The sequence below is a fragment of the Martinezella rhizogenes genome (assembly GCF_000799715.1).
Taxonomy (GTDB): Bacteria; Pseudomonadota; Alphaproteobacteria; order Rhizobiales; family Rhizobiaceae; genus Rhizobium; species Rhizobium rhizogenes_C.
The window spans coordinates 250,466-277,379 of the sequence record NZ_JUHG01000019.1 but is presented as its reverse complement, the minus strand read 5'-3'; the positions used below and the strand labels follow the sequence as shown (position 1 = coordinate 277,379).

27 protein-coding genes are annotated in these 26,914 nt (G+C 60.1%); 6 read left to right on the top strand and 21 right to left on the bottom strand.

Annotated features, from left to right (window positions below):
• Positions 1–48 precede the first annotated feature (48 nt).
• The 9 genes from EX00_RS29090 to EX00_RS29050 all read right to left on the bottom strand — a co-directional run bounded on the left by EX00_RS29090 (position 49) and on the right by EX00_RS29050 (position 9,484).
• Positions 49–846, bottom strand: a complete 798-nt coding sequence (locus EX00_RS29090) for an ABC transporter ATP-binding protein (protein ID WP_047465782.1) — start codon at positions 844–846, stop codon at positions 49–51.
• The gene (locus EX00_RS29085; protein WP_047465648.1) at positions 846–1,781 is read right to left on the bottom strand and encodes an ABC transporter permease; all 936 of its coding nucleotides are present in this window, start codon (positions 1,779–1,781) and stop codon (positions 846–848) included. The genes EX00_RS29090 and EX00_RS29085 overlap by 1 nt, the downstream gene beginning before the upstream one ends.
• On the bottom strand, positions 1,778–2,722 hold the full coding sequence (locus EX00_RS29080) for an ABC transporter substrate-binding protein (RefSeq protein WP_202903791.1): 945 nt from the start codon (positions 2,720–2,722) through the stop codon (positions 1,778–1,780). Before EX00_RS29080 ends, EX00_RS29085 begins: the two co-directional genes overlap by 4 nt.
• Before the next feature lie 72 nt (positions 2,723–2,794).
• Entirely contained in the window at positions 2,795–4,015 is a 1,221-nt protein-coding gene (locus tag EX00_RS29075) for an alpha-hydroxy acid oxidase (protein ID WP_047465645.1), read from the bottom strand.
• A gap of 36 nt (positions 4,016–4,051) precedes the next feature.
• Positions 4,052–5,479 (bottom strand): FAD-binding oxidoreductase, encoded by a 1,428-nt coding sequence (locus EX00_RS29070; RefSeq protein WP_047465643.1) that lies wholly within the window; start codon positions 5,477–5,479, stop codon positions 4,052–4,054.
• A complete protein-coding gene (locus tag EX00_RS29065) occupies positions 5,476–6,504 on the bottom strand; it encodes a prephenate dehydratase domain-containing protein (RefSeq protein ID WP_080761351.1) in 1,029 nt (342 codons plus the stop codon). The genes EX00_RS29070 and EX00_RS29065 overlap by 4 nt, the downstream gene beginning before the upstream one ends.
• Before the next feature lie 92 nt (positions 6,505–6,596).
• Positions 6,597–7,397: a class I SAM-dependent methyltransferase gene (locus EX00_RS29060; protein ID WP_234709137.1), complete on the bottom strand. Its 801-nt coding sequence runs from the start codon at positions 7,395–7,397 to the stop codon at positions 6,597–6,599.
• A gap of 339 nt (positions 7,398–7,736) precedes the next feature.
• A complete protein-coding gene (locus EX00_RS29055; RefSeq protein WP_047465640.1) occupies positions 7,737–8,600 on the bottom strand; it encodes a DMT family transporter in 864 nt (287 codons plus the stop codon).
• 209 nt (positions 8,601–8,809) lie between these two features.
• Complete coding sequence (locus EX00_RS29050; RefSeq protein WP_047465777.1) at positions 8,810–9,484, bottom strand: glutathione S-transferase family protein; 675 nt, start codon at positions 9,482–9,484, stop codon at positions 8,810–8,812.
• Between the two features lie 179 nt (positions 9,485–9,663).
• On the opposite strand from EX00_RS29050, the gene EX00_RS29045 reads away from it, so the two are divergent.
• The 3 genes from EX00_RS29045 to EX00_RS29035 all read left to right on the top strand — a co-directional run bounded on the left by EX00_RS29045 (position 9,664) and on the right by EX00_RS29035 (position 12,699).
• A complete protein-coding gene (locus EX00_RS29045) occupies positions 9,664–10,554 on the top strand; it encodes an MBL fold metallo-hydrolase (protein WP_047465775.1) in 891 nt (296 codons plus the stop codon).
• A gap of 7 nt (positions 10,555–10,561) precedes the next feature.
• Positions 10,562–11,551 (top strand): alpha/beta hydrolase, encoded by a 990-nt coding sequence (locus EX00_RS29040; protein ID WP_047465637.1) that lies wholly within the window; start codon positions 10,562–10,564, stop codon positions 11,549–11,551.
• Between the two features lie 176 nt (positions 11,552–11,727).
• Positions 11,728–12,699: a hypothetical protein gene (locus tag EX00_RS29035; protein WP_047465635.1), complete on the top strand. Its 972-nt coding sequence runs from the start codon at positions 11,728–11,730 to the stop codon at positions 12,697–12,699.
• A 44-nt stretch (positions 12,700–12,743) separates the two neighbouring features.
• On the opposite strand, the gene EX00_RS29030 is transcribed toward EX00_RS29035, so the two are convergent.
• The 3 genes from EX00_RS29030 to EX00_RS29015 form a co-directional block, all read right to left on the bottom strand.
• Positions 12,744–13,664, bottom strand: a complete 921-nt coding sequence (locus EX00_RS29030) for a LysR family transcriptional regulator (RefSeq protein WP_052211011.1) — start codon at positions 13,662–13,664, stop codon at positions 12,744–12,746.
• Positions 13,665–13,992: 328 nt separating this feature from the next.
• On the bottom strand, positions 13,993–14,784 hold the full coding sequence (locus EX00_RS29025) for an SDR family NAD(P)-dependent oxidoreductase (protein ID WP_047465629.1): 792 nt from the start codon (positions 14,782–14,784) through the stop codon (positions 13,993–13,995).
• 1,141 nt (positions 14,785–15,925) lie between these two features.
• A complete protein-coding gene (locus EX00_RS29015; RefSeq protein ID WP_047465627.1) occupies positions 15,926–16,660 on the bottom strand; it encodes an SDR family oxidoreductase in 735 nt (244 codons plus the stop codon).
• 18 nt (positions 16,661–16,678) lie between these two features.
• Between EX00_RS29015 and EX00_RS29010 the strand changes: the two genes are divergently transcribed.
• Positions 16,679–17,653 (top strand): AraC family transcriptional regulator, encoded by a 975-nt coding sequence (locus EX00_RS29010; RefSeq protein WP_309546375.1) that lies wholly within the window; start codon positions 16,679–16,681, stop codon positions 17,651–17,653.
• Between the two features lie 68 nt (positions 17,654–17,721).
• On the opposite strand, the gene EX00_RS29005 is transcribed toward EX00_RS29010, so the two are convergent.
• The 4 genes from EX00_RS29005 to EX00_RS28990 form a co-directional block, all read right to left on the bottom strand.
• Complete coding sequence (locus tag EX00_RS29005) at positions 17,722–18,351, bottom strand: NAD(P)-dependent oxidoreductase (protein ID WP_052211007.1); 630 nt, start codon at positions 18,349–18,351, stop codon at positions 17,722–17,724.
• A gap of 54 nt (positions 18,352–18,405) precedes the next feature.
• Positions 18,406–18,795, bottom strand: a complete 390-nt coding sequence (locus EX00_RS29000; protein ID WP_047465623.1) for a hypothetical protein — start codon at positions 18,793–18,795, stop codon at positions 18,406–18,408.
• A 2-nt stretch (positions 18,796–18,797) separates the two neighbouring features.
• A complete protein-coding gene (locus EX00_RS28995) occupies positions 18,798–19,706 on the bottom strand; it encodes an alpha/beta hydrolase (RefSeq protein WP_234709136.1) in 909 nt (302 codons plus the stop codon).
• 92 nt (positions 19,707–19,798) lie between these two features.
• Complete coding sequence (locus EX00_RS28990; RefSeq protein WP_047465620.1) at positions 19,799–20,677, bottom strand: NmrA/HSCARG family protein; 879 nt, start codon at positions 20,675–20,677, stop codon at positions 19,799–19,801.
• A 117-nt stretch (positions 20,678–20,794) separates the two neighbouring features.
• On the opposite strand from EX00_RS28990, the gene EX00_RS28985 reads away from it, so the two are divergent.
• Positions 20,795–21,694 (top strand): LysR family transcriptional regulator, encoded by a 900-nt coding sequence (locus EX00_RS28985; RefSeq protein ID WP_047465617.1) that lies wholly within the window; start codon positions 20,795–20,797, stop codon positions 21,692–21,694.
• A 61-nt stretch (positions 21,695–21,755) separates the two neighbouring features.
• Here the strand turns inward: EX00_RS28985 and EX00_RS28980 are convergent, their stop codons facing one another.
• Positions 21,756–22,127: a winged helix-turn-helix transcriptional regulator gene (locus tag EX00_RS28980; RefSeq protein ID WP_047465615.1), complete on the bottom strand. Its 372-nt coding sequence runs from the start codon at positions 22,125–22,127 to the stop codon at positions 21,756–21,758.
• Positions 22,128–22,235: 108 nt separating this feature from the next.
• On the opposite strand from EX00_RS28980, the gene EX00_RS28975 reads away from it, so the two are divergent.
• Positions 22,236–23,168, top strand: a complete 933-nt coding sequence (locus EX00_RS28975; protein ID WP_047465612.1) for an NAD(P)-dependent alcohol dehydrogenase — start codon at positions 22,236–22,238, stop codon at positions 23,166–23,168.
• 72 nt (positions 23,169–23,240) lie between these two features.
• Here the strand turns inward: EX00_RS28975 and EX00_RS28970 are convergent, their stop codons facing one another.
• The 4 genes from EX00_RS28970 to EX00_RS28955 all read right to left on the bottom strand — a co-directional run bounded on the left by EX00_RS28970 (position 23,241) and on the right by EX00_RS28955 (position 26,904).
• Entirely contained in the window at positions 23,241–24,014 is a 774-nt protein-coding gene (locus EX00_RS28970; protein WP_052211006.1) for an SDR family oxidoreductase, read from the bottom strand.
• A gap of 34 nt (positions 24,015–24,048) precedes the next feature.
• A complete protein-coding gene (locus tag EX00_RS28965; protein WP_047465605.1) occupies positions 24,049–24,843 on the bottom strand; it encodes an SDR family NAD(P)-dependent oxidoreductase in 795 nt (264 codons plus the stop codon).
• Positions 24,844–25,020: 177 nt separating this feature from the next.
• Positions 25,021–25,911 carry a LysR family transcriptional regulator gene (locus EX00_RS28960; protein WP_047465602.1) on the bottom strand — a complete coding sequence of 297 codons (891 nt, stop codon included), beginning with the start codon at positions 25,909–25,911 and terminating at the stop codon, positions 25,021–25,023.
• 57 nt (positions 25,912–25,968) lie between these two features.
• Positions 25,969–26,904: a LysR family transcriptional regulator gene (locus EX00_RS28955; RefSeq protein WP_047465599.1), complete on the bottom strand. Its 936-nt coding sequence runs from the start codon at positions 26,902–26,904 to the stop codon at positions 25,969–25,971.
• Positions 26,905–26,914 lie beyond the last annotated feature (10 nt).

Sequence of the window (26,914 nt, the reverse complement as noted above, 5' to 3'; positions counted from 1 at the left end):
ATATTCCAACACGGTTCCGAAGACAAGCGGCGGCGGTGCAGACAACAATCAAGCGAGCAATAGCCTGTCCTCGGCTATCTCGCCGCCACTGACCGCTCCGAATAGGGCGATGAGGTCGGGCACGTCGTAGCTGGTCCGTTCATCGCCTGCGACATCCAGCACGATGCGTCCACCACTCATCATGATGGTGCGCTGGCCATAGTCCAGGGCATGGCGCATGCTATGCGTGACCATCAGCGTGGTGAGATGCTGACGTTCGCTGATCTCTGCCGAAAGCGCCAGGATGCGCGACGCCGCCTTAGGATCAAGCGCCGCTGTATGTTCGTCGAGAAGAAGTAGCTTCATTGGCAGCAATGTCGCCATCAACAGGCTTACCGCCTGCCGCTGACCGCCGGAAAGCGTGCCAATCCGCGCCCTGAGCTTCGTTTCAAGTCCGAGACCAAGACCGGCGAGCTGTTCCTCAAACCGCCCGCGTCCACTCCGCCCGCCGAGCGCGAGGGACAATCCACGCCGCCCGGCGCGCGCGGAAGCGAGCGCAAGATTTTCCTCGACGGTAAGGGCCTCACAAGTTCCGATCCGTGGGTCCTGGAATACGCGGCCGATGAATCGTGCTCGTACCTGGGTAGGAAGCCGTGTAACCTCGAGACCATCAATGACGATCCGGCCCCTATCGGCCAAAATTGCGCCGGCGATAGCCGAAAGCAGCGTCGACTTTCCGGCACCATTGCTGCCGATCACGGTCACGAACTGTCCCTGGGGAATGGCTAGCGATACGCCGCGCAGCGCGGTCACTTCGAGAGCCGTCCCGGGATTGAATGTGACGGAGATCGTGTCGAGATTCAACATCATGAGGCTTTTCCTTCTGCTTTCGATGGCTCCGCCGGCACACGGGTGCGCCTGATTGAAGGCAGCTTCTTTAGCCGGGTTTTTGAAACCATCACGGCGACGGCGACCACAACGGCGGTCACCAGGTTGAGATCCTGCGCCTGGATCCCGATCATGCCGCCATCTAGCGCCAGCGCGATGACAAGCCGGTAGATCAATGCACCGAGAATACAGCCGAGCGTCGCCCGCGCGACCGATCCGGCGCCGACGACCGTCTCGCCGATGATCACGGCGGCAAGACCGGAGACGATCGTGCCGATCCCCATCGAGACATCGGCAACGCCCTGGCTTTCGGCATAAAGCGCCCCGGCAAGGCCGACGAGGCCGTTGGCGAACGCCATGCCGAGCATGACCATGCCGCCATTGTCGACGGCCTGCGCCTCGGCCATCCTCGGATTGGCGCCGGTCGCGCGCACAGCTAGCCCGACCTGGGTGGCAAGGAACCAATCGACCGAAACCTTTGCGGCCAATACGATGCAGAAAAGCAGCACCGTGTTGGCCCAGACCCCAAGGGCCGCGATCCCATTAATCCAGGAGAATATCGTGTCGGTGCCATAGAGCGATATATTCGGTTTGCCCATGACGCGAAGGTTGATCGAAAACAGTGCAACCATGGTCAGGATTCCGGCGAGCAGGTTCATGATCTTCAACCGGACCGACAGGAACGCCGTCACGAACCCCGCAAGTGCACCTGCGGCAAATCCGAAGAGCGTTGCGACGATGGGCGGCACGCCGGCCATGATCGCCGAAGCCGCGACCGATGCGCCGAGCGGGAAGCTACCGTCGACGGTCAGATCCGGAAAGTCGAGCACTCGGAACGAGAGATAGACACCAAGGGCAACGAGGCCAAACAACAGGCCTGCCTCACAGGCTCCGGAAAGGGCGATGAGGCTCATTGGGTGATCACCTTTGCGGCCGCCTGCATCACCGTCTCGGACAAGCTTACGCCCATTTTCTTCGCCGATGTGCTGTTCAGGTAAAGATCCTCGGTGTCGAGCGTGCCGACGGGGATGTCGGCGGGCTTTGCGCCATTCAGGACCTTTGCGGCAATCTCGCCGGTCAGCCGGCCCAGTTTGTAATAATTAAATCCAAGCGCAGCCATCGCTCCGCGCTCGACGGAATTGGTGTCGCTGGCGTAGACCGGGATCTTCGCGTCGACGCCGACCTTGACCACGCTTTCGACGGCCGAAACCACCGTACTGTCGGTCGGGAGCAGGATGACGTCGACCTTGCCGACGAGGCTGCGCGCGGCATCCGGCACGGCTGCCGACTGCGCGGCTGTCGCTTCGACGATATTCATGCCGAGTTTTGCCGCCTCGACCTTCATATCTGCCACCTGTGCGACGGAATTCGCCTCGCCAGCATTATAGAGGACCCCGACTTTCGTTGCTGTTGGTGTGAGTTTGCGGATCAACTCAAAGGTCAGGTTCAGGGGTTGCTTATCGCTGGTGCCGGTGAGCGTGCCGTCCGGCTGCGAAAAGCTTTTGACCAATTTCGCTTCAACAGGATCCGTTACAGCGGAAAACACGATCGGGATTGCCCCCTTCGCCGCGGCCTGGCAGGCCTGAGCCGACGGCGTCGAAATGGCGACGATCAGGTCCGGCGATTTACCGGCAAACGTCTTGGCGATTTGCGTTTGCGTCGGCATGCTGCCTTGCGCGCTTGCAACGTCGAGCGTGATGGTCTTGCCATCGACAAAGCCGGCATCCGCCAGCGCATCGATAATTCCTTTGCGCGCGGCATCGATGGCGGGGTGCTCGACGATATAGGTCAGCGCCACCGTCTTGTCTGCTGCCATGGCGACAGTGGTGGCCAAAGGCAGCAGAAAGGCCGACAGGGCCAGGGCATGCAATAAAGCGGTTCTGCGGTTCATCGGACAATCTCCTGGTAAGCGCTTTGTGATGGCGGGTCAGGCGGCAAAGGGCGACTGCGACCGCGGCGATGTGGATTCGCGGACCGGAACTTGCTCAGGCCGCGTCAGAAGTGGGGAAAATCGAAGCCTGGAAGGTTGTAGATCGGCAATGGTGGGTGCACCCATCATTGCCTGGGCCACGTCGAGTTCGGCGGCAATGATGCCGAGAGCCCGGAAAACGGCCTCCTCACCGCCACTTGCCAACGCGTAGAGTGTCGCACGTCCGAGTTGCACGGCAGTTGCCCCGAGCGCCAGCGCCTTGGCAACATCGGTGCCGCTGCGAAAGCCGCTGTCGACCAAAATCGCGAGCTTGCGCCCGACGACGCTCACGAATTCCGGCAGGATATCGATACTCGCGACTGCTCCATCGAGTTGTCGGCCGCCGTGATTGCTGACCACGATACCGTCAAGCCCAAGTTCCGCTGCCCGGATCCCCTGCTGTGGATTAAGCAACCCCTTGAGGATCAACGGCCCCTTCCAGCGATCGCGAATGAAGGCGATGTCGTCCCAAGAGACGGTCGGGTCTAGCTGTTGCTCCATCACCTCTGCGATCGTTCCCGCGGATTTGAGGTTGAACTCGGCTGCCATGATCTCTAATCGCGGAGTGCCGGCACGAGCCATTCGCAATGCCCACGACGGATGAGCAAGCAGGCTCAGGAGTTTTCTCGGCGTCCAGTGGAAGGGTAGCGAAAAGCCATTGCGGGCATCGCGCAACCGCCTGCCGGGAATGGCGTTGTCTACGGTGATCTCAATCGCTTCGAAGCCCAGCGCCTCGGCGTGCTTGAGCAGTCTGAGGCTTACGTCGCGGTTACGGAACAGGTAAAGCTGAAACCACTTCCTGCCGTCGCTGGCGGCTGCCACGGCTTCCATGGTCGCGCTGGCCGCCGAACTCATAACAAAGGGAATACCCGCTCGCCAGGCGGCCCGGGCCAGCGCCCGGTCGCCTGCGGGCCAGGCTGCGCCTGCAAGCCCGGTTGGCCCGATAATGACTGGCATTGCGAGCGGCTTGCCGAAGAGCGTGATGGCAGCCGAGCGAAGACTGACATCGACCGGCGCTGAACCGACGAGACGGATACGGTCGAGCGCTGCGCGGTTTTCAAGCAGCGTCAGCTCCGAGCCGGCGCCGCCGTCGAAGAAATCAAAGACCATTTTCGGCAAGGCGCGCTGCGCTGCAATTCTGAAATCGGCGATCGAGGCCGGGCCATGCTGGTTGGACATGAATGTTCTATTTCCTCCCTGCTCTATGGATGTCGCTCAATTGAAAGGCGGCGCTTCGGCGAGATTGAAAATCTTGCCTGGATTCATGATGTTGTGAGGATCGATCGCGCGTTTGATCGCGGCCATCACCCGGATGGCCGGACCATGCTCGGCGACGAGCGCGGCTATTTTGCCATGACCGATGCCGTGCTCGCCGGTCGACGTCCCTTCCAGGGCAATGGCTCGGGCAGACAGGCGTTTGGTTAGTACCTCGACGCGTTGACGCTCATCGAGGTCAGTGGGATCGAAAAGCACGCAAAGATGAAAATTGCCGTCACCGACATGGCCGCAGATCGGTGCTAGAAGGCCAAGATCCCGCACGTCGGCCTTGGCGGCCAGTATGGCCTCGACGAGCCGCGATATCGGCACGCAGCTATCCGTGGGGAGAGCACTTGCGCCCGGGCGCAGCGCAAGGTTGGCCCACCAGATATCATGGCGTGCCTGCCAAAGTTTGCCTCTGGCCTCCGCCGACACGGCCGTATCAAACCGGCTCGCTCCGGCGGCATGTGCCTCCTCCTCTATGAAAGGCAAAGCCGCCTCGACTGCCCCGCGACTGCCGTGCAGTTCGATAAAAAGTGTGGGTTCGACCGGCAAAGAGAGTTTTGAATAGCTATTGACGGCCTCGACCTGCAGTTCGTCGAGCAGTTCGATCCGTGCTAGGGTATCGGTGAGCCTGGTCGCAACAAGGACGAAACCGACAGCCTGTTCCAACGTTGCGAAACTTGCCGAAATCGCAACGACGTGGTCAGGAATTGGATGCAGCTTGACGGTCACGTCGGTCACGATGCCGAGTGTGCCTTCGGATCCCACCCAGAGCCGTGTCAGGTCATATCCTGCAGCCGACTTGCGCGCGTGGCTTGCGGTGCGGATCCGATCGCCATTGGGCAGAACAACGCCGAGTGAAATGACATTGTCTTTCATCGTGCCATAACGCATGGCATTCGTGCCGGAGGCGCGCGTTGAGGCCATCCCGCCAAGCGAGGCGTCTGCGCCGGGATCAACGGGGAAGAACAAGCCGGTGTCACGCAATTCGGCATTGAGGCGCTTGCGGGTCGCTCCTGCCTCGACGGTCGCGGTCATGTCCTCCGGCTGAACCATCAAAATTCGATCGAGCCGTGAGAGATCGATACATATTCCGCCCATGAGGGCGGCGACATGTCCTTCGCAGGAGGTGCCGGTTCCAAACGGTATCACCGGCACGTCGAGGGCGTGGCAGGTCGCTACGATGCGCGATACCTCATCGGCCGTCTCCGGAAAGACGACCGCGTCCGGCGGATAGGAGGGATGCCAGCTCACGTCACGGCCATGCTGATCTCGCACCGCCGCCGCCGTTGTCAGCCGATCGCCAAAATGCAGCTTCAATTTCGCGATCGCCGTATCGGCGAGATCGCTTTGGGGTCCGCTATGGCCGATCATGGCTGTCATCGCAGGCTCTCCTGTTGGCTATTGGACCATCGAAAGGCAGCCGGAGGCTGGGTCCCCCAATGGAGATCTTCCTCGCTTCGGTTGCGCAGATGGCGGCTGGCCATTGGAAATGTGCCGAGAACAACGAGCTCGCGGGCATGACGAGCGAGAATATCGAGCGCATCGGCCACCTCTGGCATGGCGGGATCGCCCTCGAACTCGCAAAGGAAGCGGGACGGCACGAACTGACCACCGACAAGATAGCTTTCGATCTTGGTCATGTTGATGCCATTGTCGGCAAATCCGGCGATGGCGTGATAGAGGCAGCCCGGCCGGTTCTGGGTACGGAAAACGATTGTCGTCAGAAGCTGTGTTGTGTGCTCGACCGCCTGAGGTTCGGCGGACAGCACATAGAACCGCGTGGTATTATGCGGATCGTCTTCGACATTGCGTTTGAGAATATTCAGCCCGTAGAGGTTGGCGGCGAGATCTGAAGCAATTGCCGCCTCGCTCGGATCTTCGCGAGACGCCACCAGCTCGGCGGCGTGCGATGTCGTCGGAGCGGCAATGGCCTCGAGATCGAGCGCCGCAATAAGCCGGCTGACTTGACCAAGTGCCACAGGATGCGAACGGACCCGTCGGATACTCGCGAGCGTAGCCCCCGCAGGCGCCATCAGACAATGCTCGACGCGTTGAAAATGCTCGCCGACGATATGCAAACCACTGTCGGGCACGATCTTGTGCACGTCAGGCACGCGCCCAACCAGGCTGTTTTCGCATGGCAGGAGGATCCGGTCGACTTCGCCGCGGACAAGGCTGGCGATCGTGGTCTCCAGGCTCGGCATGGCGATGCGATCGGCGGTTGGGAACGCCATCTCGCAGGCAACATCCGCAAACGCACCAGGCCGGCCATTATAACCAACTTTATGGACAGCGGCGCCCACGCTGATTTTCTGGGCGTCCGGAACCAATGGACCGGTATCTGGATCGAAAGGGGCCGCGTGTGGAGGGGCCGTGGATCCACAGTTTGCCGGGGTAAATGTCATAGGCGATCTCCGAAAATTCGCACATGCCAAGTCATGCCGCGGCCGGATTTGTCCGTCTCGCGTCAAGCGCGCCTGTCATCGGCCATCGATGATTAGTTTGCGGTTGGCAGTCGCGTCGTTTCCATCACGGTCATTGGCCAAAGCAGGGCGATGCCGTTGCCGTCGGAAACGACCTCAAGATGGCGCTCCGCCGCCACAAGGCAGTCCTCGTCGGTGAAAATCTCGGTTGCAGAAAACAGCAATCGCAGAAAATGTCCGAGATCTGCCTTGGTGTCGAAGCGCCAGCGGGTGGTGACATCGGTAAATTGAGGTTTGTCCCATCCGGTCAGAGCACACAGGCTCGTTGCAAACTCCCGCGAAAGGAAGGAGACCTCGTGGCCGGTACAGCAACTGAGCGCAATGAAATCGTCGAAATATGCGGCAAGCCGCGTTCCGGCGAAGATGTCGGCAATCACCAGCTTGCCGCCGGGCCTGACATGGGTCGCGATAGCCTTCCAGGCGGCCGTCTTGTCTGAAATATGGTGCACGGCGCCGCGCGTCCAAGCCATGTCGAAATCGCGGATAGGCAGGTCGAGCGCATGAGCCGCCTGACCGAATACTTTAATCCGGCCGCCGCTTTCGATTTCGAGATCCTCAAGCTGCTCAGTGGACGGATCGGTTGCGACCAACAAGCCGGTAGGGCCGACATCTTCGGCAATCGCGCGGCTGAAATGACCATTGCCGGCGCCGATCTCCAGGACGCGCCGGCCGTCGATGGGCTGCAGGAAGCTGCGCATCGCGGCAATATCGTCAAGCCAGGCTTCGGGAAAGAGGTGGAGCGCATCGCGGTAGGTGGCCGAGCGGCGACCAGAGAAGACGACTTCGGATTCGATCGGTGTCGTGGACATATACATGAACATATGCCTTCCAGAGTTGTTGCGGTTCGGACATCTCCCTAGATTCTAGTTTTACGGGCAATCGCGATGCGATTTACCTCTTATGATAAAATTACAACATAGACTTGATAGGAAATCAATTGCTATTTGCAAGTAATTTAAACATGCATAAACTTTATGCATTCGATTTTTTCGGAGGCAATTTTCGCGAGAAAATGGGCGCGTCCGTCGCTCAGCTGGCGTTTTTTTCCGACGAGCGGATGCGGCCGCTGAAAGGCAGTGTGTGATCGCAACTCGCGGCGCCCTCCACCGACTGATAGGCTTCCGATCGCAGACCGCGTGATCGATTGCTCGGCTTCAGGCGTTGAGCACGAGGATATTGCCAAGGAGGATTGTCGCACCGCCGAAGGCGAGACGAGTATCGACATGCAGGCCTTCGAATAGAGCGGAGATCGTGATGGCAACAATCGGAACGACCGTTAGCGCATAGGCGGCTCGCGCAGGGCCGACCTTTTCAATAAGCGTAAAATACATGAGAAACGTAACACAGGATGCGACAATCGCCAGATAGGCAAGCTGTGCCAGATAGCCAACAGTTATAGGTATTGTGAGAGATGTGCCGACAGCCACAGCCCAGGCGAACCCGAAGCCGCATCCACATAGCGCCCCCCACCCCATAAGCACCGGGATCGGCACGCCGCGCCGCTGATTACGCGCAGCAATTGCCGTTCCCGCACCTGTTGCCATCGCCGCGATACCTGCCCAGATAAAGCCCGTCATAGTTTGCGGATTGAGATGTAATGCAAAAATCTGTGGAGCAGCCACGATGCCAAGACCCAGGAGACCACACACTATGCCAATTGTCGCGCGGCGGCTTATCCGCAGATTCAACAGCAAACGGCTGGAAACGGCCGCAAACAGCGAAGAACTCGACAGCACCAGCGCTGCGATCCCACTCGGGATACCCTTCGTCGCCTTGTAGAAGGCGATAAAAGCAAGCCCGAAAAACAATATGCCTTGCATCATCACCCAAAGGCGGTCGCCACGGGCAATTGTGACCGGTTTGCCGGTGGCGATCGAAAATCCAAGCATGCCTATCCCGACGAGAAACATGCGGATCGCCACCGACAACTCGGGAGCCGAAGCACTTGCCTGGAGGGATGTCACGATGGCGCCCGAACCCCAGAAAAGCACGGTCGCGAGAAAGAGAGTTGCGGTCATCTCACATCCTTTGTGGCCGAAGTGGCGATCTAGATAATAGCTTGGCGTCACCGTGGTGCGCGGGACATTGTTTACAATGTCAATCATTTGCTTGCAAAATGCAATTAATATTAAGACTAGATCCTAGCCTTCCCCGGGCAGTGATGCGCGACCCGAATTGGGTCCGGGAGCACATTCTTGCTACATTCGACACGGTGCGTCCGGGACCTTCAATGACCGGTGTTCTGAGGGAAAAGTGCTTTCCTCGTTTCCTCATCCAGCACGGCTTTGAAGGTGTACTCCGCTTTCAACGCAAGGGCCTTCTGAACTGCCGGGCGTTCCGACATCGTCGTCATGAAACGCTTGACCGTGGGAAAATCGTCCAGGCCCTTATCTCCGTATATATAGCTCGCCGACGCTGCCCAACCCCAGAGCGCCATGTCCGCAACGGTGTAGTCGTCGCCAGCCAGCCAATCGGAAATCTCAAGCCGCTTGTCGAGTACCTCATACGTGCGCTCGACCTCCTTCAGATAGCGGTTTTTCGCATAGGGGAGGGCTTCGGGCGCATAGTGCAGGAAGTGGATCGCTTGTCCCGAGTAGGGAGACAGGCCGGTTGCGACCAGTTGAAGCCAGGATAGCATTTCGGCTTTTCTCGACAGGCCGGTGGGAATGAAACGCCCGTACTTTTCTGCAAGGTAGAGCAGGATCGCATGAGAATCGAAAACAGTGACGCCGTCATCGACGAGGGCGGGAACCTTGCCGTTCGGGTTGACCGCGCGAAACTCCGGCGAATGCTGTTCCCCCTTGAAAATATCGATCGGGTTGACTTCAAAAGGCAGGTTCAGCTCATGCAGCAGCACCGCGACTTTCATGGAGTTCGGTGTGGCGTGGAAATACAGGTTCATCATCGTCATCCCTGAATGAGGTCGCCGCCATAGTCGGGCAGCACCGCCCAGAAATGCCCGATCTTTCGTCCTTCGACCAATCGATCCTGTCGATCGCACCTATGGTTCAGTTCGATTCCTTGCGCCCGCACAAACTTCCTATGTTCGGCGGCCAGAAGCCTCGAGCACGAAGGATTGTCATGAGCAGCGAAAGCAAGACACATCGCATCGGCGACGTTACGATAAGCAAAGTCGAGGAACAGCAACTCAGCAATGTCCCGGTCTCGTTCCTCTATCCGAAGGAAAAGGCTGCCGAGCGGATCGCGGCGGATCCCAGCCTGCGGGATGAAGTCGAAGACGGTGGCAAGAGACTACGGCTCAGTATCCATACATGGGTGGTCCGGACGCCGGACCATCTGATCCTTGTCGATACGGGTTCAGGAAATGACAAGGAACGGTCCAGAAATCCGATCTTTGATCGGCAGTCCATTCCGTTCATCGAGCGACTTCGCGTTGCGGGCGTCGATCCGGAGAAGGTCGATTTCGTCTTCAACACCCACCTTCACGTCGATCATAGCGGGTGGAACACCCGTCTCGAAAAGGGCAAGTGGGTGCCGACATTCCCGAACGCCCGTTACGTGTTCCCACGCGCCGAGTGCGAATACTATGCGAGTCCGGCAAGCCACAACGAAGCCAATATCCCGAGTTCCGGCGTCTATGAAGACAGCATCGCGCCGGTGATCGACGCGGGGCTTGTCGACTTTATCGAGCCTGGCGGGGGACGCTACCTCGATATATTCGACTTCATCGCGACGCCCGGCCATAGCATCGGACATATGTCGATTGCGGTGACGTCGGGCGGAGAGACCGCGATCTTCGGCGGCGACATCCTGCACAGTCCCGTTCAGGTCCGCCATCCCGATCTCAATACGGTGTTCTGCGAATTCCACGATCAGGCTACGGCCTCGCGACTGTCGATGCTGACCCATCTTGCAGATACCCGTGCCTTGTACCTCGCCACGCACTTTCCAGCCTCTTCCGCCGGCTATGTCGCACGGACGCCGGATGGATTCTCCTGGGCCTATATTTGAGGACGACATGACCAACCGCATAAACATCGACGCCATCGCGGTCGAAGAGCACCGTATACCAAGCGACACGCCCGGCATCGAACTCCATGTCCGCAATAAGCGCCCCGCCGGGATGAGCCGTTTTGCGCCGGAAACGACCATCGTCATGGTGCATGGTGCCACCTATTCTTCGGGCAGCCTCTACGACGTTCCGCTCGGCGGGTTCTCATTCATGGACTATCTCGCTTCCGAGGGGTTCGACGTCTTCACGGTCGATGTCCGCGGCTACGGCAAGTCCTCCCGCCCGCAGGTTATGGAGATCGACCCGGCTCTCAATCCACCCCTGATAGGCACCGACGTCGGCGTTCGGGATTTCGGCTCGGCGGTGGACTTCGTTCTGCGTCGTCGTGGCATTGCCAAGGTAAACGTGTTCGCAATGTCCTGGGGCGGCACCGTGACCGGAGCCTACACCGCCGTCAACCCTGACAAGGTCTTGAAGCTGGCTGTTCTCGCCCCGCAATGGCTAAGCGAAAGGCCGATCCCCCTGGATATGGGCGGCGAGCTGGCCGCCTATCGGTTGGTGCCAGTCATGAATACCCTTCAGCGCTGGCTCGGCACCGCACCCGAACATGCGCGCGCAACGATCATTCCGGATGAATGGTTCGAACAATGGGCGACGGCGACGCTGGCGGACGACGCATGGAGCGAAGCCAGGGAACCCGGCAAGCTGCGAGCGACCAATGGTCCGATCCAGGATATCAGGGACTACTGGCGCGCAGGCAAACCTTACTACAAACCATCGGACATTCAGGTCCCGGTGCTTCTGCTGCATGGCGAGTGGGACATCGATGTGCCGATCGATCTTGCGCTGGCCTATTTTCAGGAACTGACCTCGGCGCCGAACCGCCTCTGGATCGAGATCGGCGAGGCGACCCATATGGTGCTTCTGGAGAAGAACCGGATGCGGGCATTTCGCGCCATCTCGGCCTTCTTCCGGGAGGCTTATGCGCCCGAATAGAAGCCCTGCTCCCTGTCAGAAGCCGCTTTCAAGCGGCTTTTTCGTTTCAGCAAGCGGCGGCAACAACAGTGTCCAAAGGTATGAATTCAGTCGATTGGTGTGATCGAGAGAAGCGATTTCAGCGACTTGGGGCGACCCGCTAGACCAGGCATATCGAAGATCGAAAGGAGCACATCATGATCTCTCGTACGCGTCTCACCGGCGTCGTCGCCGTCATTCTCTTGACCTCCTCCACTGCCTTTGCAGGAAGCGCGTCGCCGCTCTCCGGCAAAAGCGAGATCCGGTTTACTGCGGACAAGAACTATGCCGAAAGCATGAGCTGGTCAGCCAGGCAGAACCGCTTTTTCGTCGGATCGGTCACGCATGGCACGATCGGCACAGTTTCACCCGATGGCGAATATAAGCCGTTTGTCACCGACGAAAAGCTTGTCTCCACGGTCGGCATCCTCGTTGACGACGCCCGCAATACGCTCTGGGCTGCTAACTCGGATCCGGGCGCTGGATCCCGAACCACGACCTCGACCCAAGGCAAGCTTGCAGGCGTCGCCAAGTACGACGCGACCACGGGAAAGCGCCTTGCCTACTACGATCTCGGTGCCCTCAGCGAAGGCCCGCATTTCGCCAACGATCTGGCGCTGGACGAAGACGGAAACGCCTTCGTCACCGACAGCTTCGCCCCGATCGTCTACAAGATCGACACAAAGGGCAAGGCGAGCATCTTCGCCCAGAACCCTCTGTTTAAGGACGCGGATGGCTTCAATCTCAACGGCATCGCCTATCACGAGGGTGGCTATCTCCTGGTTGGCAAATACAATTCCGGCGATCTGTTCAAGGTCAGCGTCTCCGATCCGGCCGACGTCCAGAAGGTGAAGCTTCCCGAGCCAATCAAGGGCGCCGACGGATTCAGTTTGTTTGACGGGAAACACCTGTTCGTCGCCGTCAATCTTGGCGCCGACAAGACCATCGAACTCATCTCGACGGACAACTGGAAAACCGCAAAGATCGCCCATGAAGTCAAAAGCACGGCGTCTATGCCAACCGCCCCGACACGGGTCGGCGACGATGTCTGGATACTGAACTCGCGTCTCGACACGCTTTTCGATCCGAAGGCGGATAAGGTCAGCGACTCGCTGCTGCAGAAATTCTGACAAGCGATCATCAGGGCCGATGCAAATCTGCGTCGGCCCTGATGTTACCGGATCGTCGCCTTGGCAATTTCCATGACCAGCTTCCGAAGCCACATATGTGCTGGATCGGTTCGCATCCTCGGATGCCAGAAAACATTCATGCTGAAAATCGATAGGGGAAGCGGCGGCGCAAACAGGTCGAGCGTGTCCTCGAACCTCTGCAGGAATCGCCTGGGCAGGGTGCAGATGCAATCCGTGCTGGACAGCACCAGGGGTGCAAGGGCGTAGCTCTGGATCGAAACCGAAACGCGACGCTCACGTCCAACTTCAGCAAGCGCGTCGTCGATCATGCCGGAGAAATGGCCGCCACTGGTCGAGATCAAAAGGTGGTTCGCGTCGCAGAACGCGTCCAAGGTTATCTCCTTCGATCCGCGCGGATGGCCGCGTCGCTGCGCCGTGACGAACTCTTCCTGGAACAAGGTCTGACCGATCAGATCGGCTGCGGCGTCTTCTGCGGCACCCACGAACAGATCGACCTCTCCTTTCTCCAGATGTTCGGCAATCCTTGCCTTGTCCGGCAGTGTGAAGGCGATTTTGGCGAGCGGCGCGCGGGCCTGAAACAGAGGAATGAGATCGGGAGCCAGGATCGCGGCAGGATTATCGGTCGCAGCGATGCGGAAGATCCGTTTGCTCGTCGCAGGATCGAAGAGATGGGCGGTATTGACGAAGTCGTTGAACCGTTCGAGCAGCCGCGCCAGTTCAGGCTCCAGAGCCGCCGCATGCGGCGTCGCGATCATTCCACGCCCCGATGCCGCCGGGATGAACAGCGGATCGTTCAAAAGCTGGCGCAATCTGGTCAGACGTGCCGACAAGGCCGACTGCGTTATGTTCAGCCGGGCTGCGGCATGCGTAACGTTTTTGTCCTTCAGCATGGCGTCAAGGGTCATCATAAGACCCGCGTCGAAATCAGAAATACGTTGGCTCATGGGTGCGATCCTTTGTGTTCATTAAGCGCAAACCCGCACCAGCCAATTTCGGTGTTCATATCGGCCCATCCTTGTTTCTCCTCTATCGACCCAATCCCTTATAAAATGCTTCCGGACAGCCGTTCGCCACTTGCCTCTTTGAACCAGGCCCCACCATCTGCTCGGCCAGATTTTTTTGAACTTCTCGTTCTCAGGCTCAAGCGCCTGACCTGCCATTCTGCTTCCGGCCCCTCGATCACTGCACCCGTCTACGAGCCGGTGGTGGCCGTGGTCGAGAAGACGACCGGATGGCTCCGCCGTATGAACGACTAGCAGGCGAGGGATGACCTCAGAGCGTGTCGATCAGTCCTCCATCCACGCGCATGGAAGCTCCAGTCGTGGCGGATGCCAAAGGCGAGGCCAAATAGGTTACGAGATTGGCGATTTCCTCGACGCTTGCAGCTCGTTGGATGATCGAACTGCCGCGATGCTTCTTAACGAAGTCCGCCGCGACCTCCTCGATCGGCTTGCCGGTCTTTGCACGCTCTTCGGCAAGCATCGCCTCGACGCCTTCGGACAGTGTTGGGCCGGGGAGGACCGAGTTGACCGTAACGCCCGTGCCAGCCATGCGCTTGGCGAGCCCACGGGCAACCGCGATATCGGCGGTCTTGCTAACGCCGTAGTGAATCATCTCCACCGGAATGTTAAAGCCGGATTCCGACGCGATGAAGATAACACGGCCCCAGCCGACGTTCTGCATGCCCGGTAGGTAGGCACGCGACAGCCTGACGGCCGACATGACGTTGACCTGCCAGTGGCGATCCCACACCTCGTCATTCGCCTCGAAGAAGTCGAGCGGCTGGAAGATACCGGCATTGTTGATCAGGATATCGACATGAGGCACTTTGGCGACGAGAGCGCTACACCCTTCAGCGGTCGCGACATCGGCTGCGACGGCGGCTACGGTGCCCACGGCACCTTCGCCTTTCAGGCGTTCGGCGGCCTTTGCGGTCTTTTCTTGAGACCGTCCGTTGATCACCACGTCGGCGCCAGCCCTCGCGAGCTGGCGAGCGATCGCGTAGCCGATGCCTTCGGTAGATCCAGTAATCAGAGCGGTCTTGCCCGCGAGGTCGATCTGCATCTGCTGCTCCTTCTGCGGTGGATCAGAGAGTGTATGAACTGGCGGTCGGTCTCGCAACAGGCCACGACGTCGATAATTCTTTCGGGTAGGTCCGGTGGCGGTGCTTGGCGATATCCGTCAGTAGTCACACGATCAGGCGATTGATACAGCCTCACGCAAGGGAATAGGACAATTTCCGCGTTAGTCCTTGGAGCGCAAATATGATCCTAATCTCGATTCCCGTTGCGTTGCGAATGCGGCATGTTTTAAAAAACCACATAAAACCTTGATTGGAAACCAATTGACAGGTCGTTGGTTCAGATCCCTTCAAGAGCGCCACTTGCCGTCAGTTGTTGAGCCAATTCAGGAGATAGGCTTCTAATGTGTTCAACGACCGCTCTGCGCCCTCATTTCTGTCGTTCGCGCAGCCTTGGCGACTACCGAAAGCAGCCTTTCAGCTTTGGTCGGTGCTACGACCGAAATGGGGTGGAATGCTGACAGTCGGTTTTTGCGCGAAAGGCACTCGAGCTCGATGATGGTTGTAAGCCGTATCGTCCACTCTTGTTGTTCGAGCTGTGCGGATCGATCAGGTTCGGCTTGTAAGCAATTTGATCCCCGCAAAGGCGAAAAACACCCCTAGTCCCGCGTCAATCCATCTGCGCGCACGATCATAAAGTGCGACGACTCGCCTTGTCGAGAAGGCTACGGCATACGCAATGTGGCCGACAACGGAGAGAATATTCGGACCAGGGCTAAACATCCCGAGTGCAAAGGCACCAAAGGCCAAAGCTATCTCTGGCAAATGCTCCATGCAGATAACCTCCGACCGATTTGCCGCGAAGATTCAGATCTACGAACGGCCATCCATGTTTAGGGCAACTATAGTCCGAGATACTAATTCACTCAATGACAGCATTCAGAACCGCAGTGCCGACAACTAAGAGGTCGGTACCGGCCGATCCGCAACGCGCCCTCCAAATTGGTCATAGAAGCTACCTTGGCGGGGCCTTGAAAGCAGACATCGCAAGGATTGGAGAGGCGGCATGTTTGCGCCGATTGCTCTCAGTCCGCCAGGAGGTGGGGGGTCACCAGCTAGCTGCCATTCCGCCGACGACCAGAGACGGCTGTTGACCAGGCCGAAGAGACACCCGAAGCTAGCCGTTCAATCCTGGGCTGTCGGTCGTATGACGATGCTGCCGACGTCCACATCGGCCGGCTGCTCGATCGCGTAGGCAATGCCGCGTGCGATCGAAGCCGGTGGGATGGCTACCTTGGAAGCGCGTTCTTGAATTGCCGACTTCACGGCGGGATCGGTTATCGAGCTAGCAAAATCGGTCGAGATCATCCCCGGCGAAATCTCGGTGACCCTCAGATGCGGTCCTGCTTCCTGCCTCAAGGCTTCGCTGATGGTTCGCACTGCGTTCTTGGTCGCGGAATACACACCCATGGTGGGCAGGACTTTGATGCCCGCGGTCGAGACGATGTTGATGACATGGCCCGACTGTTGACGCTGGAAGACGGGCAATGCCGCAGCGATGCCGTAGAGCGTGCCACGCAGATTGACGTCGATCATGGCGTCCCAGTCCTCGACGCGCAGCGCATCGAAACGGGATATTGGACCGATCCCGGCATTGTTCACAATGACGTCGAGCTTGCCGCCATGCTCAATTGCCAATGCGACAAGCGCTTCAAGATCGCCCCGCTGGCGGACGTCTGTCGCCCGATGCACGGCCTTGCCGCCTGCAGCGGTGATCTCGTCCACGATGGCTGCGAGCGCCTCCTCGCGGCGTGCGCCTAACACGACAAAAGCCCCTTGTTCTGCCAACAGTTTCGCCGTCGCGCGACCGATCCCGCTGCTTGCGCCTGTGATGGCGACAACCTTGCCTTCGATGCCCATAGCCATTCTCCTTCATTGATGTCATCGAAGAAGATAGGCACTGGGTTCAAGATGAGCTATGCTCGAATGTCCATGGATTTATCGCGATCGTCTAAAGCTGTGACTGACCCCCTGTCGGATGTCCTCAACGTTCTAGGCGCGAGGGTGACCCGCCGCACCCGGCTGGAGGCCGCAGGACGATGGGCTCTCACATTTCCGGCTATAGACCGGCTCAAGTTCGTGGCGCTGCTGCGGGGAACCAGCTGGATACTGCTGCCCGGGCGATCGCCTCAGCTCATGTGCGCGGGGGATGTCTGCTTGTTGGGGCGCACGACCTATACGGTCGCCAGCGATCCGGAGGTTCCGCCCCTCGACGGCCAAACATTCTACGGCGCCGGCGGCGATGTTGCGCGTCTGGGCGGTGACGAGACGATTGCAATCGGGGGAACCGTCACGTTCGATCCCGGGAATGCGGACTTCTTGCTCGACATGCTTCCGGATTTCCTGTTCGTTCCCCGATCCTCTGCCGCATCTGGAGCGATGGCGACGATCCTTGGGTTGATGAATGACGAGGGCGAGCGCGATATCATCGGTAGCGAAATCGTAAGTGCCCGGCTCGCTGATGTGTTGCTGGTGGAGGCGATCCGGGCCTACGCCGGCAGTATCGGGCAGGTGGAGATCGGGTGGCTAGGCGCTCTGTCGGATTCTCGGCTCGGTCGAGTACTTCGCGTCATTCATGGAGACGTCGCGCAGCCTTGGACGGTGGCCCAGCTCGCCGGCGTCGCCGGTATGTCGCGAGCTGCCTTTTCTGCGGAGTTCACGCGCCGGGTGGGACAGCCGCCACTCGCCTACGTGCGGGCGTGGCGTCTCACCATCGCTCGTGCGGCGTTGACACGGGGTGATGAGACTGTCGCCAGCATCGCACGCAAGGTTGGCTATACGTCGCAGAGTGCATTCGGCCATGCTTTCAGGTCCGCTTTCGGCTCACCTCCAAAAGCTGATGCTCGATCGTGAGGGGCGGCAGAAGCGATCGGTCTTGCTCGTCTGCCCGGTACCGCGACGATCGATCGGCCTAGGACATCCTACCACGTAATCAGCGGCGCTTTCCGCAGCCACGTATCGGTGGTGAGCTGCTGGACGACGAACTCGGCGACATCGGATCGGGCGATGGTCCCGCCATGGACGCGGGACAGGTCAGTCAACGCCTTGACGTGGCCTCGCGCCGGCTTGTCGTTGAGCACCGTCGGCCGGACGATGATCCAGTCGAGTGTGCTGGCGCGGATCGCATCTTCCTGGCGATTCTTGTCTTCATAGACCTTCCGCAGCATCAGGGGCAGGAACAGCCTATCGAAGAAGAAACCGCCATGGCCGCGGCTGTCGCCGGCGCCCAGCCCAGTGATGCACACGAGACGACGGATGTTCTGTTGCTCCATAACGCCAACCAGCGCGCGCGTCGCCGTCGAGAGCAGGGTCACCTCCCGGAACGGGCTCATGGCGGTGCCCAGCGAACTGACGACGGCATCACAGCCGGCGATGGCGCGGGTCAGCGCGGCGGGATCGCGGGCATCGCCTTCGATCAATTCGGCGCCGGCGAGGTCCGCTGCCTTTGCCTTGGAGCGAACGAGGGCAACGACCTCGTATCCCTTTGCGACGGCCTTGCCGACAATCAGCCGGCCGGTGGCACCGGTCGCGCCTAATACTAGAATTTTCATATCAGATCTCCGAAGTTGTGCTGGGATGCCTCGATGAGGGGGTGGCGAAGGAAATCACCGATGGCGTTCGCCGATCCACCGCGCCGCGGCCTCCGCCGTATCCTGGGGACGGGTGTTGAATGCGATCGCCGCCTTTGGTGCGCCCTGGTGGATCGCGTTTACGACCATCTCGAAGAACAGCAACCCCTTGGGCGGGAGGCGCAGGCCGCCACCGATCACGACGCAATCGTAGTCCACCCTGGCCAGTTGCGCGGCCAATATTGCGACGCCACTGTCATCGGGAGCGATCATGCAGATGTCGCCCTCCCAACCGCGCTCCGTCATGGTCGTCTCCGCAATGTCGATGCCCGCCTGGATTTTTTCGGCATCGAACCCCGGCGGCAGGGAGGGATCGGAGAAGTCGACGGTGTCCGGCTTCTGGCCTACAAACAATACGCGTGTCATGATCAAGCTCCTTCGAATGGGTTGGAGGGGACGGTGTCGTCGGCCAGGGCATCGAGCCGCTGGCGGAGGAAATCACCGATGGCGTTCACGGACCGTTCGGCCGCGAGAAACTGGCCGAGGGAGGATTGGAACACGTGCGGCATGCCCTCCCAAACAGACAGCGTAATTTCCACGCCCGCCGCTAGCGCCCGCTCAGTGTAGCGGATGGCGTCGGAGAGCAGCACTTCGTTGTCGCCGACATCGATGCGGATGGGCGGCAGTCCGTTGAGTTGAGCGTAAAGCGGTGATGCCTTGGGGTTGGCGGCATCCTGGCCCTGAAGATACAGGTCTGCGAAGCCTTGGAGGACGCCGCGCGTGAAGATCGGGTCCGCCTCCGCCCTTGTCTCGAAGCTGTCGCCGGTGAGCGCCAAGTCGGTCCAGGGCGACATCACTGCTGCGCCGACCGGCTGCACCATGCCCTTCGTTTTGTCGGCGGCAAGGACCGACAACAGCGCCAGCGTCAGACCGCCACCCGCCGAATCGCCAACGACCACGATCCCTTCCGCTCGCTCCGCGACAAGACCGCGATAGGCGGCGACCGCATCGTCGATCGCGGCCGGGAACGGATGCTCGGGCGCCAGCCGATAGTCTGGTACGAACGCATCGGCGCCGGCGCGTGCGGCGATCTGGCCCGCGAAATGGGTCAGCGCCTGGGCCGAGCCGAGCACATAGCCGCCGCCGTGGAGATAGAGGATGCGTGCGCCCGGTCGTGCGTTTGACACTCGGAGCCAGAAGCCGTCAATCTCGCCGACCGTCGCGGCCTCGACCCGGACATCCGCCGCCCCGGGCGTTGCGGCAAACATGGCGTCGAACATCGGCCGCGCCTCCGGCCCAAGTGCCTCGCCCTTATGGGCCGAGGCGGCTTGTCGCATCGCGGCCGCCGCGGGAGCATCTTGAGGCGAGAGGGGGTGGATCGTCATCATGGCAGGTCTCCTTCGTTTGGGGGGAAGGGTAAAGTGCGGGCTCAGCCCTTCGCCCACTGGGCGGCGGCATCCCTGGCAAAGGCCGCATAGGAGCGTGGCGCGCGACCGAGGAGCCTGGTCAGGCGGGTGATGTCGGCGGCGGTTGCCACCGCGCCCTCCGTCTGATAGCGGCTGAACATCAGGCGCAGGTCAAGCGCGTGCCAGGCGGGCAGCATGGTCTTCATGCGCTGCTCCATGACGACGAGATCGTCGCCGCCATAAAGGATCGCGCGGCCAAGGGCTTCGCTCCAGAGGCCGGCGATCCCTTCGCCGGTCAGGCTGTCGGGACCGACCAAGTCGTAGGTCTCGCGGCCGAGCGGCGTCGCGGCCTGTTCACGGCGAACCAGTTCGATCGCGGCGGCCTCGCCGGTGTCTCGGATATCGACCATCGAGACGCCTTTCGCGCCGATCGGCGAGCCATAGACGCCGGCCTTGAGAAGTCCGTCCTTCTGACGGAGATCGTTCTGGATGAAGTAGGTGGGGCGGAGAACCGTCGCGGGCAAGTCGAGCGCCTCGATCATGCGTTCTACCGTGTACTTGCCGGCAAAATGCGGCACGTCGGCATAGGCGTCGCCGCCGAAGACCGAGAGGTAGACGATGCCTTTGATGCCGGCCTCGCGGGCGACCGTCAGCGTCAGCATCGCCTGTGTCAGTTCATCGGCGACATTCGGGGCGAGCACGAACAGGGTGCTGACGCCTTGCAGCGCCGCGCGCACCGAATCCGGATCGGCGAGGTCACCGCGAACCGCCCTCACGCCAGCGGGAAGCTGGGCCGTCTCCGGCGAGCGCGTCAGGGCACGGACGTCGACGTTGCGAGTGTGAAGATGAGCCAGGACCTGCGCCCCGATGGTGCCTGTGCTGCCTGTCACGAGAATGGTCATGTCGAAATCTCCTTTGTTGCTGCGGGTTGCATCTGCTGAGGAAGAAAATAGCCGTTTCACTGTCACTGAGAAGATGCCAATATCGAGATCGTCTGTCTCAAATTCGGAACACCACAAATGGATCTTCAGGCTTTGTCCGATTTCGACCTCGTTGCTGCCCACGGCGGGTTCGGCCGCGCTGCCCGCGTCTCCGGCCGCTCCAAAGCCACGCTGTCGCGGCGGGTCGCCGAACTCGAAGAGAGCCTCGGCGTGCGGCTCATCGACCGCGGGTCCCAGAACCTGCGATTGACGGATGAGGGACGGGCGCTGCATGAGCGCACGCACGGGCTGCTGAGCGAAATCACTGAGGCCGGTGAGGCTGTCGTGCTTGGCGCATCGACGCCGAAAGGCAGGCTGCGGGTGAGCGCGCCAGTCGTCTTCGCGCATGTGGCGCTGCCCCGGATCGGCGTGCGCTTTGCCCTCGCCTATCCGGAGGTCCAGCTCGAAATCGTTGCCGAGGACCGCAAGGTCGATCCGGTCGAGGATGGTTACGATCTGATCATCCGGATCGACCCGTCGCCGGACGAACGCCTCGTCGGCCGCCGTTTCCTCAACGATGAACGCCTGATCGTGGCGCCGACCGGCATGAAGCGCCCCTCTCCTGGGATGGATGGCGACGAAGCTGCCGTGAGGGCCGTTCTACTGTCCGCGACACCTCCCGGGACGGTCTGGCGGATGAAGTCCGGTACGGACGCTGACATCGTCTTGCGGCCGGCCCCCGTTCTCCGCCTCTCTTCGCTGCTGATGGTCCGCGATGCGGTCCTGGCGGGCGCTGGTGCAGCCGTGCTGCCGAAGCTTCTTGTTGCCGAAGACATCGAGGCTGGCAGGCTTGCCTATTGGGGAACGCAAGCCGGTCCTTCCGTGGAAATCTGGGCGCTGCAGAGCTCACGCCGCCTGATCGGTGCCAAGGTACGCGCATTCATGGAGGTGGTCCAAAGTGCGTTTCTGGAGAAGGCCCTCGTCGCCCCGTCTGTATGAGCGGCAAAGAGTGCCGCATCTCAATCCTCAATCCAGGCGACGGACTTAGGGCGTGCGGGTCTCAGCGGTTGGTGTCGTAGCGCAGGCGGTTGTCATGAATGGTTGCAAGGTGCGCGACCGCCCATTGTGCCAGTTCCCGCACGGGCTCCGACAGTGATCGTCCGAGTTCGCTCAACGCATATTCCACCTGCGGCGGCGTGGTGGCACAAACCGTGCGCTTGACCATCCCGTCGCGCTCGAGGAGCTTCAAAGTGCGCGTCAGCATCTGCTGAGAGATACCGGCAACCTGACGCCTGAGGTCGTTGAAACGCCGCGGCTGATCGCGAAGCGCGACGACCACCTGCATCGTCCATTTATCCCCGACCCGGTTGAGAATCTCGCTGACCCCACGGCAATCGGCAGAGGCAGCGTCCGGCGGTGTGGGCATATCCATATGACCTGGTCCTGAAAATATGCGTTCTTGCTCCGTTACATGTAGTCTCCTATCTGGAGTAAGTCAATTTTTGAGACTGCCTTCGAACTCATGCACCAGGAGAAAGAAATGCAGCGCATTCAATATCATCGATACGGCGGACCCGAGGTGATGCGCCTCGAAGCCTACGAACTCCCAGCCCCCGGCAAGGGCGAAATTCTGATACGCGTCATGGCTGCTTCAATCAATCCGCTCGACTGGAAGCTACGCCAGGGCTTCATGAAGTTGATGATGGGCCGACGCTTCCCGCGGGCGATGGGCATGGACTTCGCCGGCGTCGTCGAAGGGATCGGCCCCGGCGTGGCCGGCTTTACCCACGGAGACGAAGTGCTGGGGCAGGTGCCGATGATGAAGCCTGGCGCTTTTGCCGAAACGGCGATCACCACCTCTGATCTGATCATTCACAAGCCAGCCGCTCTGTCCTTTGCCGCCGCCGCCACTCTGCCCACCGTCGGCGTGACCGCCTGGCGCGCGCTGATGGACGGCGGTCAGCTGAAGTCAGGACAGTCGGTCTTCATCAATGGCGCCTCTGGTGGTGTCGGACAGGCGGCGATCGCCATCGCCAAGGCCTCCGGGGCCGTCATCACCGCGCGCGTGGGGCCTTCGTCTCTCACCGGTTTCGCTGATATGGGCCTAGCGGGGGTACTGGATTACACTCAAGCCTTGCCCGACGACCTGAAGGGCGCCTTCGACGTCGTCTTCGACTGCCATGGCGGCCTGACGTCAAGGCAAGAGGATTTCCTGACCAAGCGCTCAGGCATCGCGGTGGACATCGATCCGACCTTCGGCAACTTGATCAGATCGCTGATCTCATCGAGACACAGCTTTGTCAGGGGCGTGCTAAGCACATCCATCCTGCAAAAGATCGTTGAACTGGCCACCACCGGCCAGTTCACATTACCGATCAGCCGCACCGTCCCCCTATCCGAGGCGATTGCCCTGATCAGCGATCTCGAAGCCGGCAACCGGCTTCCGGGCAAATCGTTGATCTTGATGGGGTGACGAAGGGGGTACGAGTATGATGCGCCGTGATAACCGTCTCGGTTTTGGAATGTGAAAACGGCAAGGGACCGCTCAGAACTGCCAATCGACGAGCTGCTCTCCGCCAGAGACCTCAAGCACAGTGCCTGTAACGTAGGGGTTGGTCATCAAAAACACCGCAGCGTGCCCCACGTCGGCCGGTTGACCGATCCGGCGCGCTGGGAAATTGGCGCGCACCTTTTCGCGGACATCAGCGGCGTCTGTCGCGGAAAGGAAGTTCCAAAGGTCGGTATCGATGAACCCAGGCCGAATGGCGTTTACCCTGATCGGGCCAAGTTCAAGCGCCAGCGAGCGCGCGAGTGCCTCTACTGCGGCAAAAGTCGATGTGACGCTCGTCATGCCGATCTTCGAACGAGCCGCGATCCCTCCGGTCATAAAGGTGATCGACCCGTTAGAGGAAAGTTTTGGTGCAGCATAGCGCGCACATGCCCAGGAGCCGAGAAACTTGCTATTGCCGTAGCTGCGCGCCCCTCGCATGTCTTCGTCCATGAATGCACCCCAGCTGCCATCGGTCGGCCCCGCAGCGACAAGCAAATGATCCAGATTGCCAATAGCATCGAAAGAAGCCCGAACGGCGTCCTCATCGCTCATGTCGAGCACTAGCTGCTCGAAGGGCGCCAGCTCTGGATGGTCTGCTGCGGAATCCGAGCGCCGACTGGCGACCGTTACGCTCGCTCCCGCCGCGTGAGCGGCCTGAGCGATGCCGAGCCCTATCCCTGTTTTGCCACCGACGACGACCACACGTTTTCCAGTGAGATCATATGAAGGTGATTGCGAACGCTTCAGCTCGTTCTGTGCCGTTGTCATGATAAGCTTCCTTGAGTGTGTTTGTCTGAATGAGCTATGCGATCTGTCTAAGCACACCGCCGTCAACGCGCATGGCGGACCCGGTTGTGCCGGATGCTTGCTCCGAGCATAGGTAGACGACCATGTTGGCCACCTCCTCCGTGCTCGTGAACCGATTGATGAGCGTTGTCGGGCGCATGGCCTTCAGGAATTGCTGTTCCGCCTCTTCCTGGGTGATGCCCTGTTCCCGAGCCGTTCCCGCCATCCAGTTCGACATGATTTCAGAGTTCGTCGGACCAGGAAGCACCGAATTGACCGTCACGCCCGTCCCCGCAACCGTCTCAGCCAAACCTCGCGAGATCGCCAACTGCGCCGTCTTGGTCATGCCGTAGTCGATCATATCCTTTGGGATTGCGAGTGCGGACTCGCTGCTGATGAACACAACACGCCCCCAGCCGCGCGCGGTCATCCTCGGCAGGTAATGGCGCGCTGCACGAACGCCACTCATGACGTTGAGCTGAAACAAACCTAGCCAGTCTTCATCGGTAATATCGGAGAAGGGTTTGGGATTGGCTGTGCCTGCGTTGTTGATAAGAATGTCGGCATCGGGCGATTGGGCTGCAAGAACCGCGCTGCCTTCCTTGGTGGCCAGATCCGCAACCACGCCGGTGATCTCGATGCCTGGGAAGAGCGCCTTGACTTCAGCCACCGCTGTCGAGACCCGCGCCTCGCTGCGGCCATTGATAACAACGGATGCGCCGGCCCGCGCCAAGCCCTCTGCGATCGCCCGACCAATGCCGGCGGTGGATCCGGTGACGACTGCTTTGCGACCTTCAAGTGAAATGTTCATGATCGTGTTCTCGATGAATTGCGACGATCACTGTTTGTAGCGCATGTCGAAAATGACGATAATACGGACGAATGGAATGAAAATGATGCGATATTGGAATAAATAGCAGCGAGCTTAAAGTGTGGGCCTCACACTACGGCGCTTGTTACCGAAGGTCACCGAGGCGTTAAAATGCCGCTAGATCCGCCCTTCGAGCGATGCAGCGAGGAAGTCGGTCACGTGCCGAACCCGCGCAGAAACCAGCCGACGCTTCGGCCAGACGAAGCTGATGTCCCTTGTGCCCTGGACATATTCGCCGAGGATCGTCACCACGTCAGGATGCGAGAGCTCTTCGACGAGGGATGCCTTGGTGAACATGCCGATCCCGACGCCTGCAAGCACACCCGCACGGATCGTCTCGATGCTGTTGGAGGTGAGGTTGCCGCGCACTGCGACGCTGAAGTGACCTTCTGGACCGACGAATGGCCAATTCGCCGACTCCTTGAAGCCGCGGTAGACGAGGCAGTTGTGATCTGCAAGCTCGGCAGGCTTTGTGGGAATACCATGCTTTCCGAAATACTGACGAGATCCGACGCATACGAGAGGAGTCTTTGCCACCCGTCTGACGACGGCATCGGGCTCTTCGACAAGCCCCACTCTTATCACCAAATCGACCCGATCCTCGACCATGTCCCGCATGAGATCCGATAGAACCAGATCCACTTCGAGCTTGGGAAATCTGGACAGCAGATCCGGAATGATTGGCAGGATATGAAGTCGACCGAGGGTGGTGGGGACAGCAATGCGTATCGACCCCGACATGTCGACCGCGCTGCCTATGACCTCGCGATTGGCGTCGTCGATCTCCTCGAGCAAGGGCTTCATCCTGTCGAAGTATCTTTGTCCCTGATCCGTCAAGGTGACGTTTCGGGTGCTGCGATTGAAGAGTGCGACGCCCAGACGGTTTTCGAGCGCACCGATTGCTTTGCTGACTGCCGGCTGTGACCTGCCGGTTCTGCGGGCGGCTGCCGTAAAGCCGCCCGTCTCGACGACCGCAAGGAACGCCTCGAGCTCGGAAAGCCGGTCCATCTTATGCCTTTACGGTATGGAAGGCTGGGAGATTTCCAACCATTCCTGCACATACTTTTACACACATGTATCATCCCTCCCAGCGCCGTTCGAAGATGATGCTTGCTTCGGCAGTTCCGTTACGATTGCATCTATGGCCGCCCGCACCCGAGTTGGCAGGTGGGCGCCATCCGGCCACAAAGCCCAGACCTCGGACACATGCGGAGGCATCTGCCGCATCACAGGCACGAGCTCTCCGGTCTCGACCCGTTTCCTGACGAGCCAGTACGGCAGCCACGCCAGTCCGAAACCATTTGTCGCGGCGTCTGCTATCGCGTCGATGTCGTCAAACCGGAGCCGGGAGACAGGATTGAATTCATGGACGATACCTTCGACCTCGAGCGTCCAGGACTGCACCCGTCCCGCGCGGGAATACGTGACCGTGTCATGGGCGTCGAGCTCTGAGATGGTTTTCGGAACGCCTTGCCTTTCGAGGTAGGTCGGCGCGGCATAGAGCATTGTCTCCTCATGGCCGACCCGACGGATGCGCATGCCCGCGGCATTGCCGGGCGAACCGTTGCGTACGGCGAGGTCAAAGCCGTCCTCCAGGAGATCGACTTTACGATCGCTGAAGCTGAGTTCCAGTTCCAGGTCGGGGTTTTCTCCTGCAAGTCTGGTGAGGATGGGAGCGACACACATTCGACCGAAGAGAACAGGCATAGACACCCGAAGCTTGCCCCGCGGCGCGCTCGATCCCGAATCCAGCGCGGCCTCGACGGCACGAAGTTCGGCCATCGCCCGCTGGCAGTGCTCGTAAAAGAGCTGTCCGTCCGCCGTGACGTTCTGATGACGGGTGGTTCGGTCGAACAGCCTGACCTTGAGACCTGCTTCGAGGCGGGCAACCGCTCTTCCGACCGAGGAGCGTGACAGGTTCAGCCGTCGCCCGGCTTCGGAAAACCCTCCGGTATCGACGGCACAGACGAAAACAGGGATGTCGCTCATGGAAATCGTCATAAATCATTGT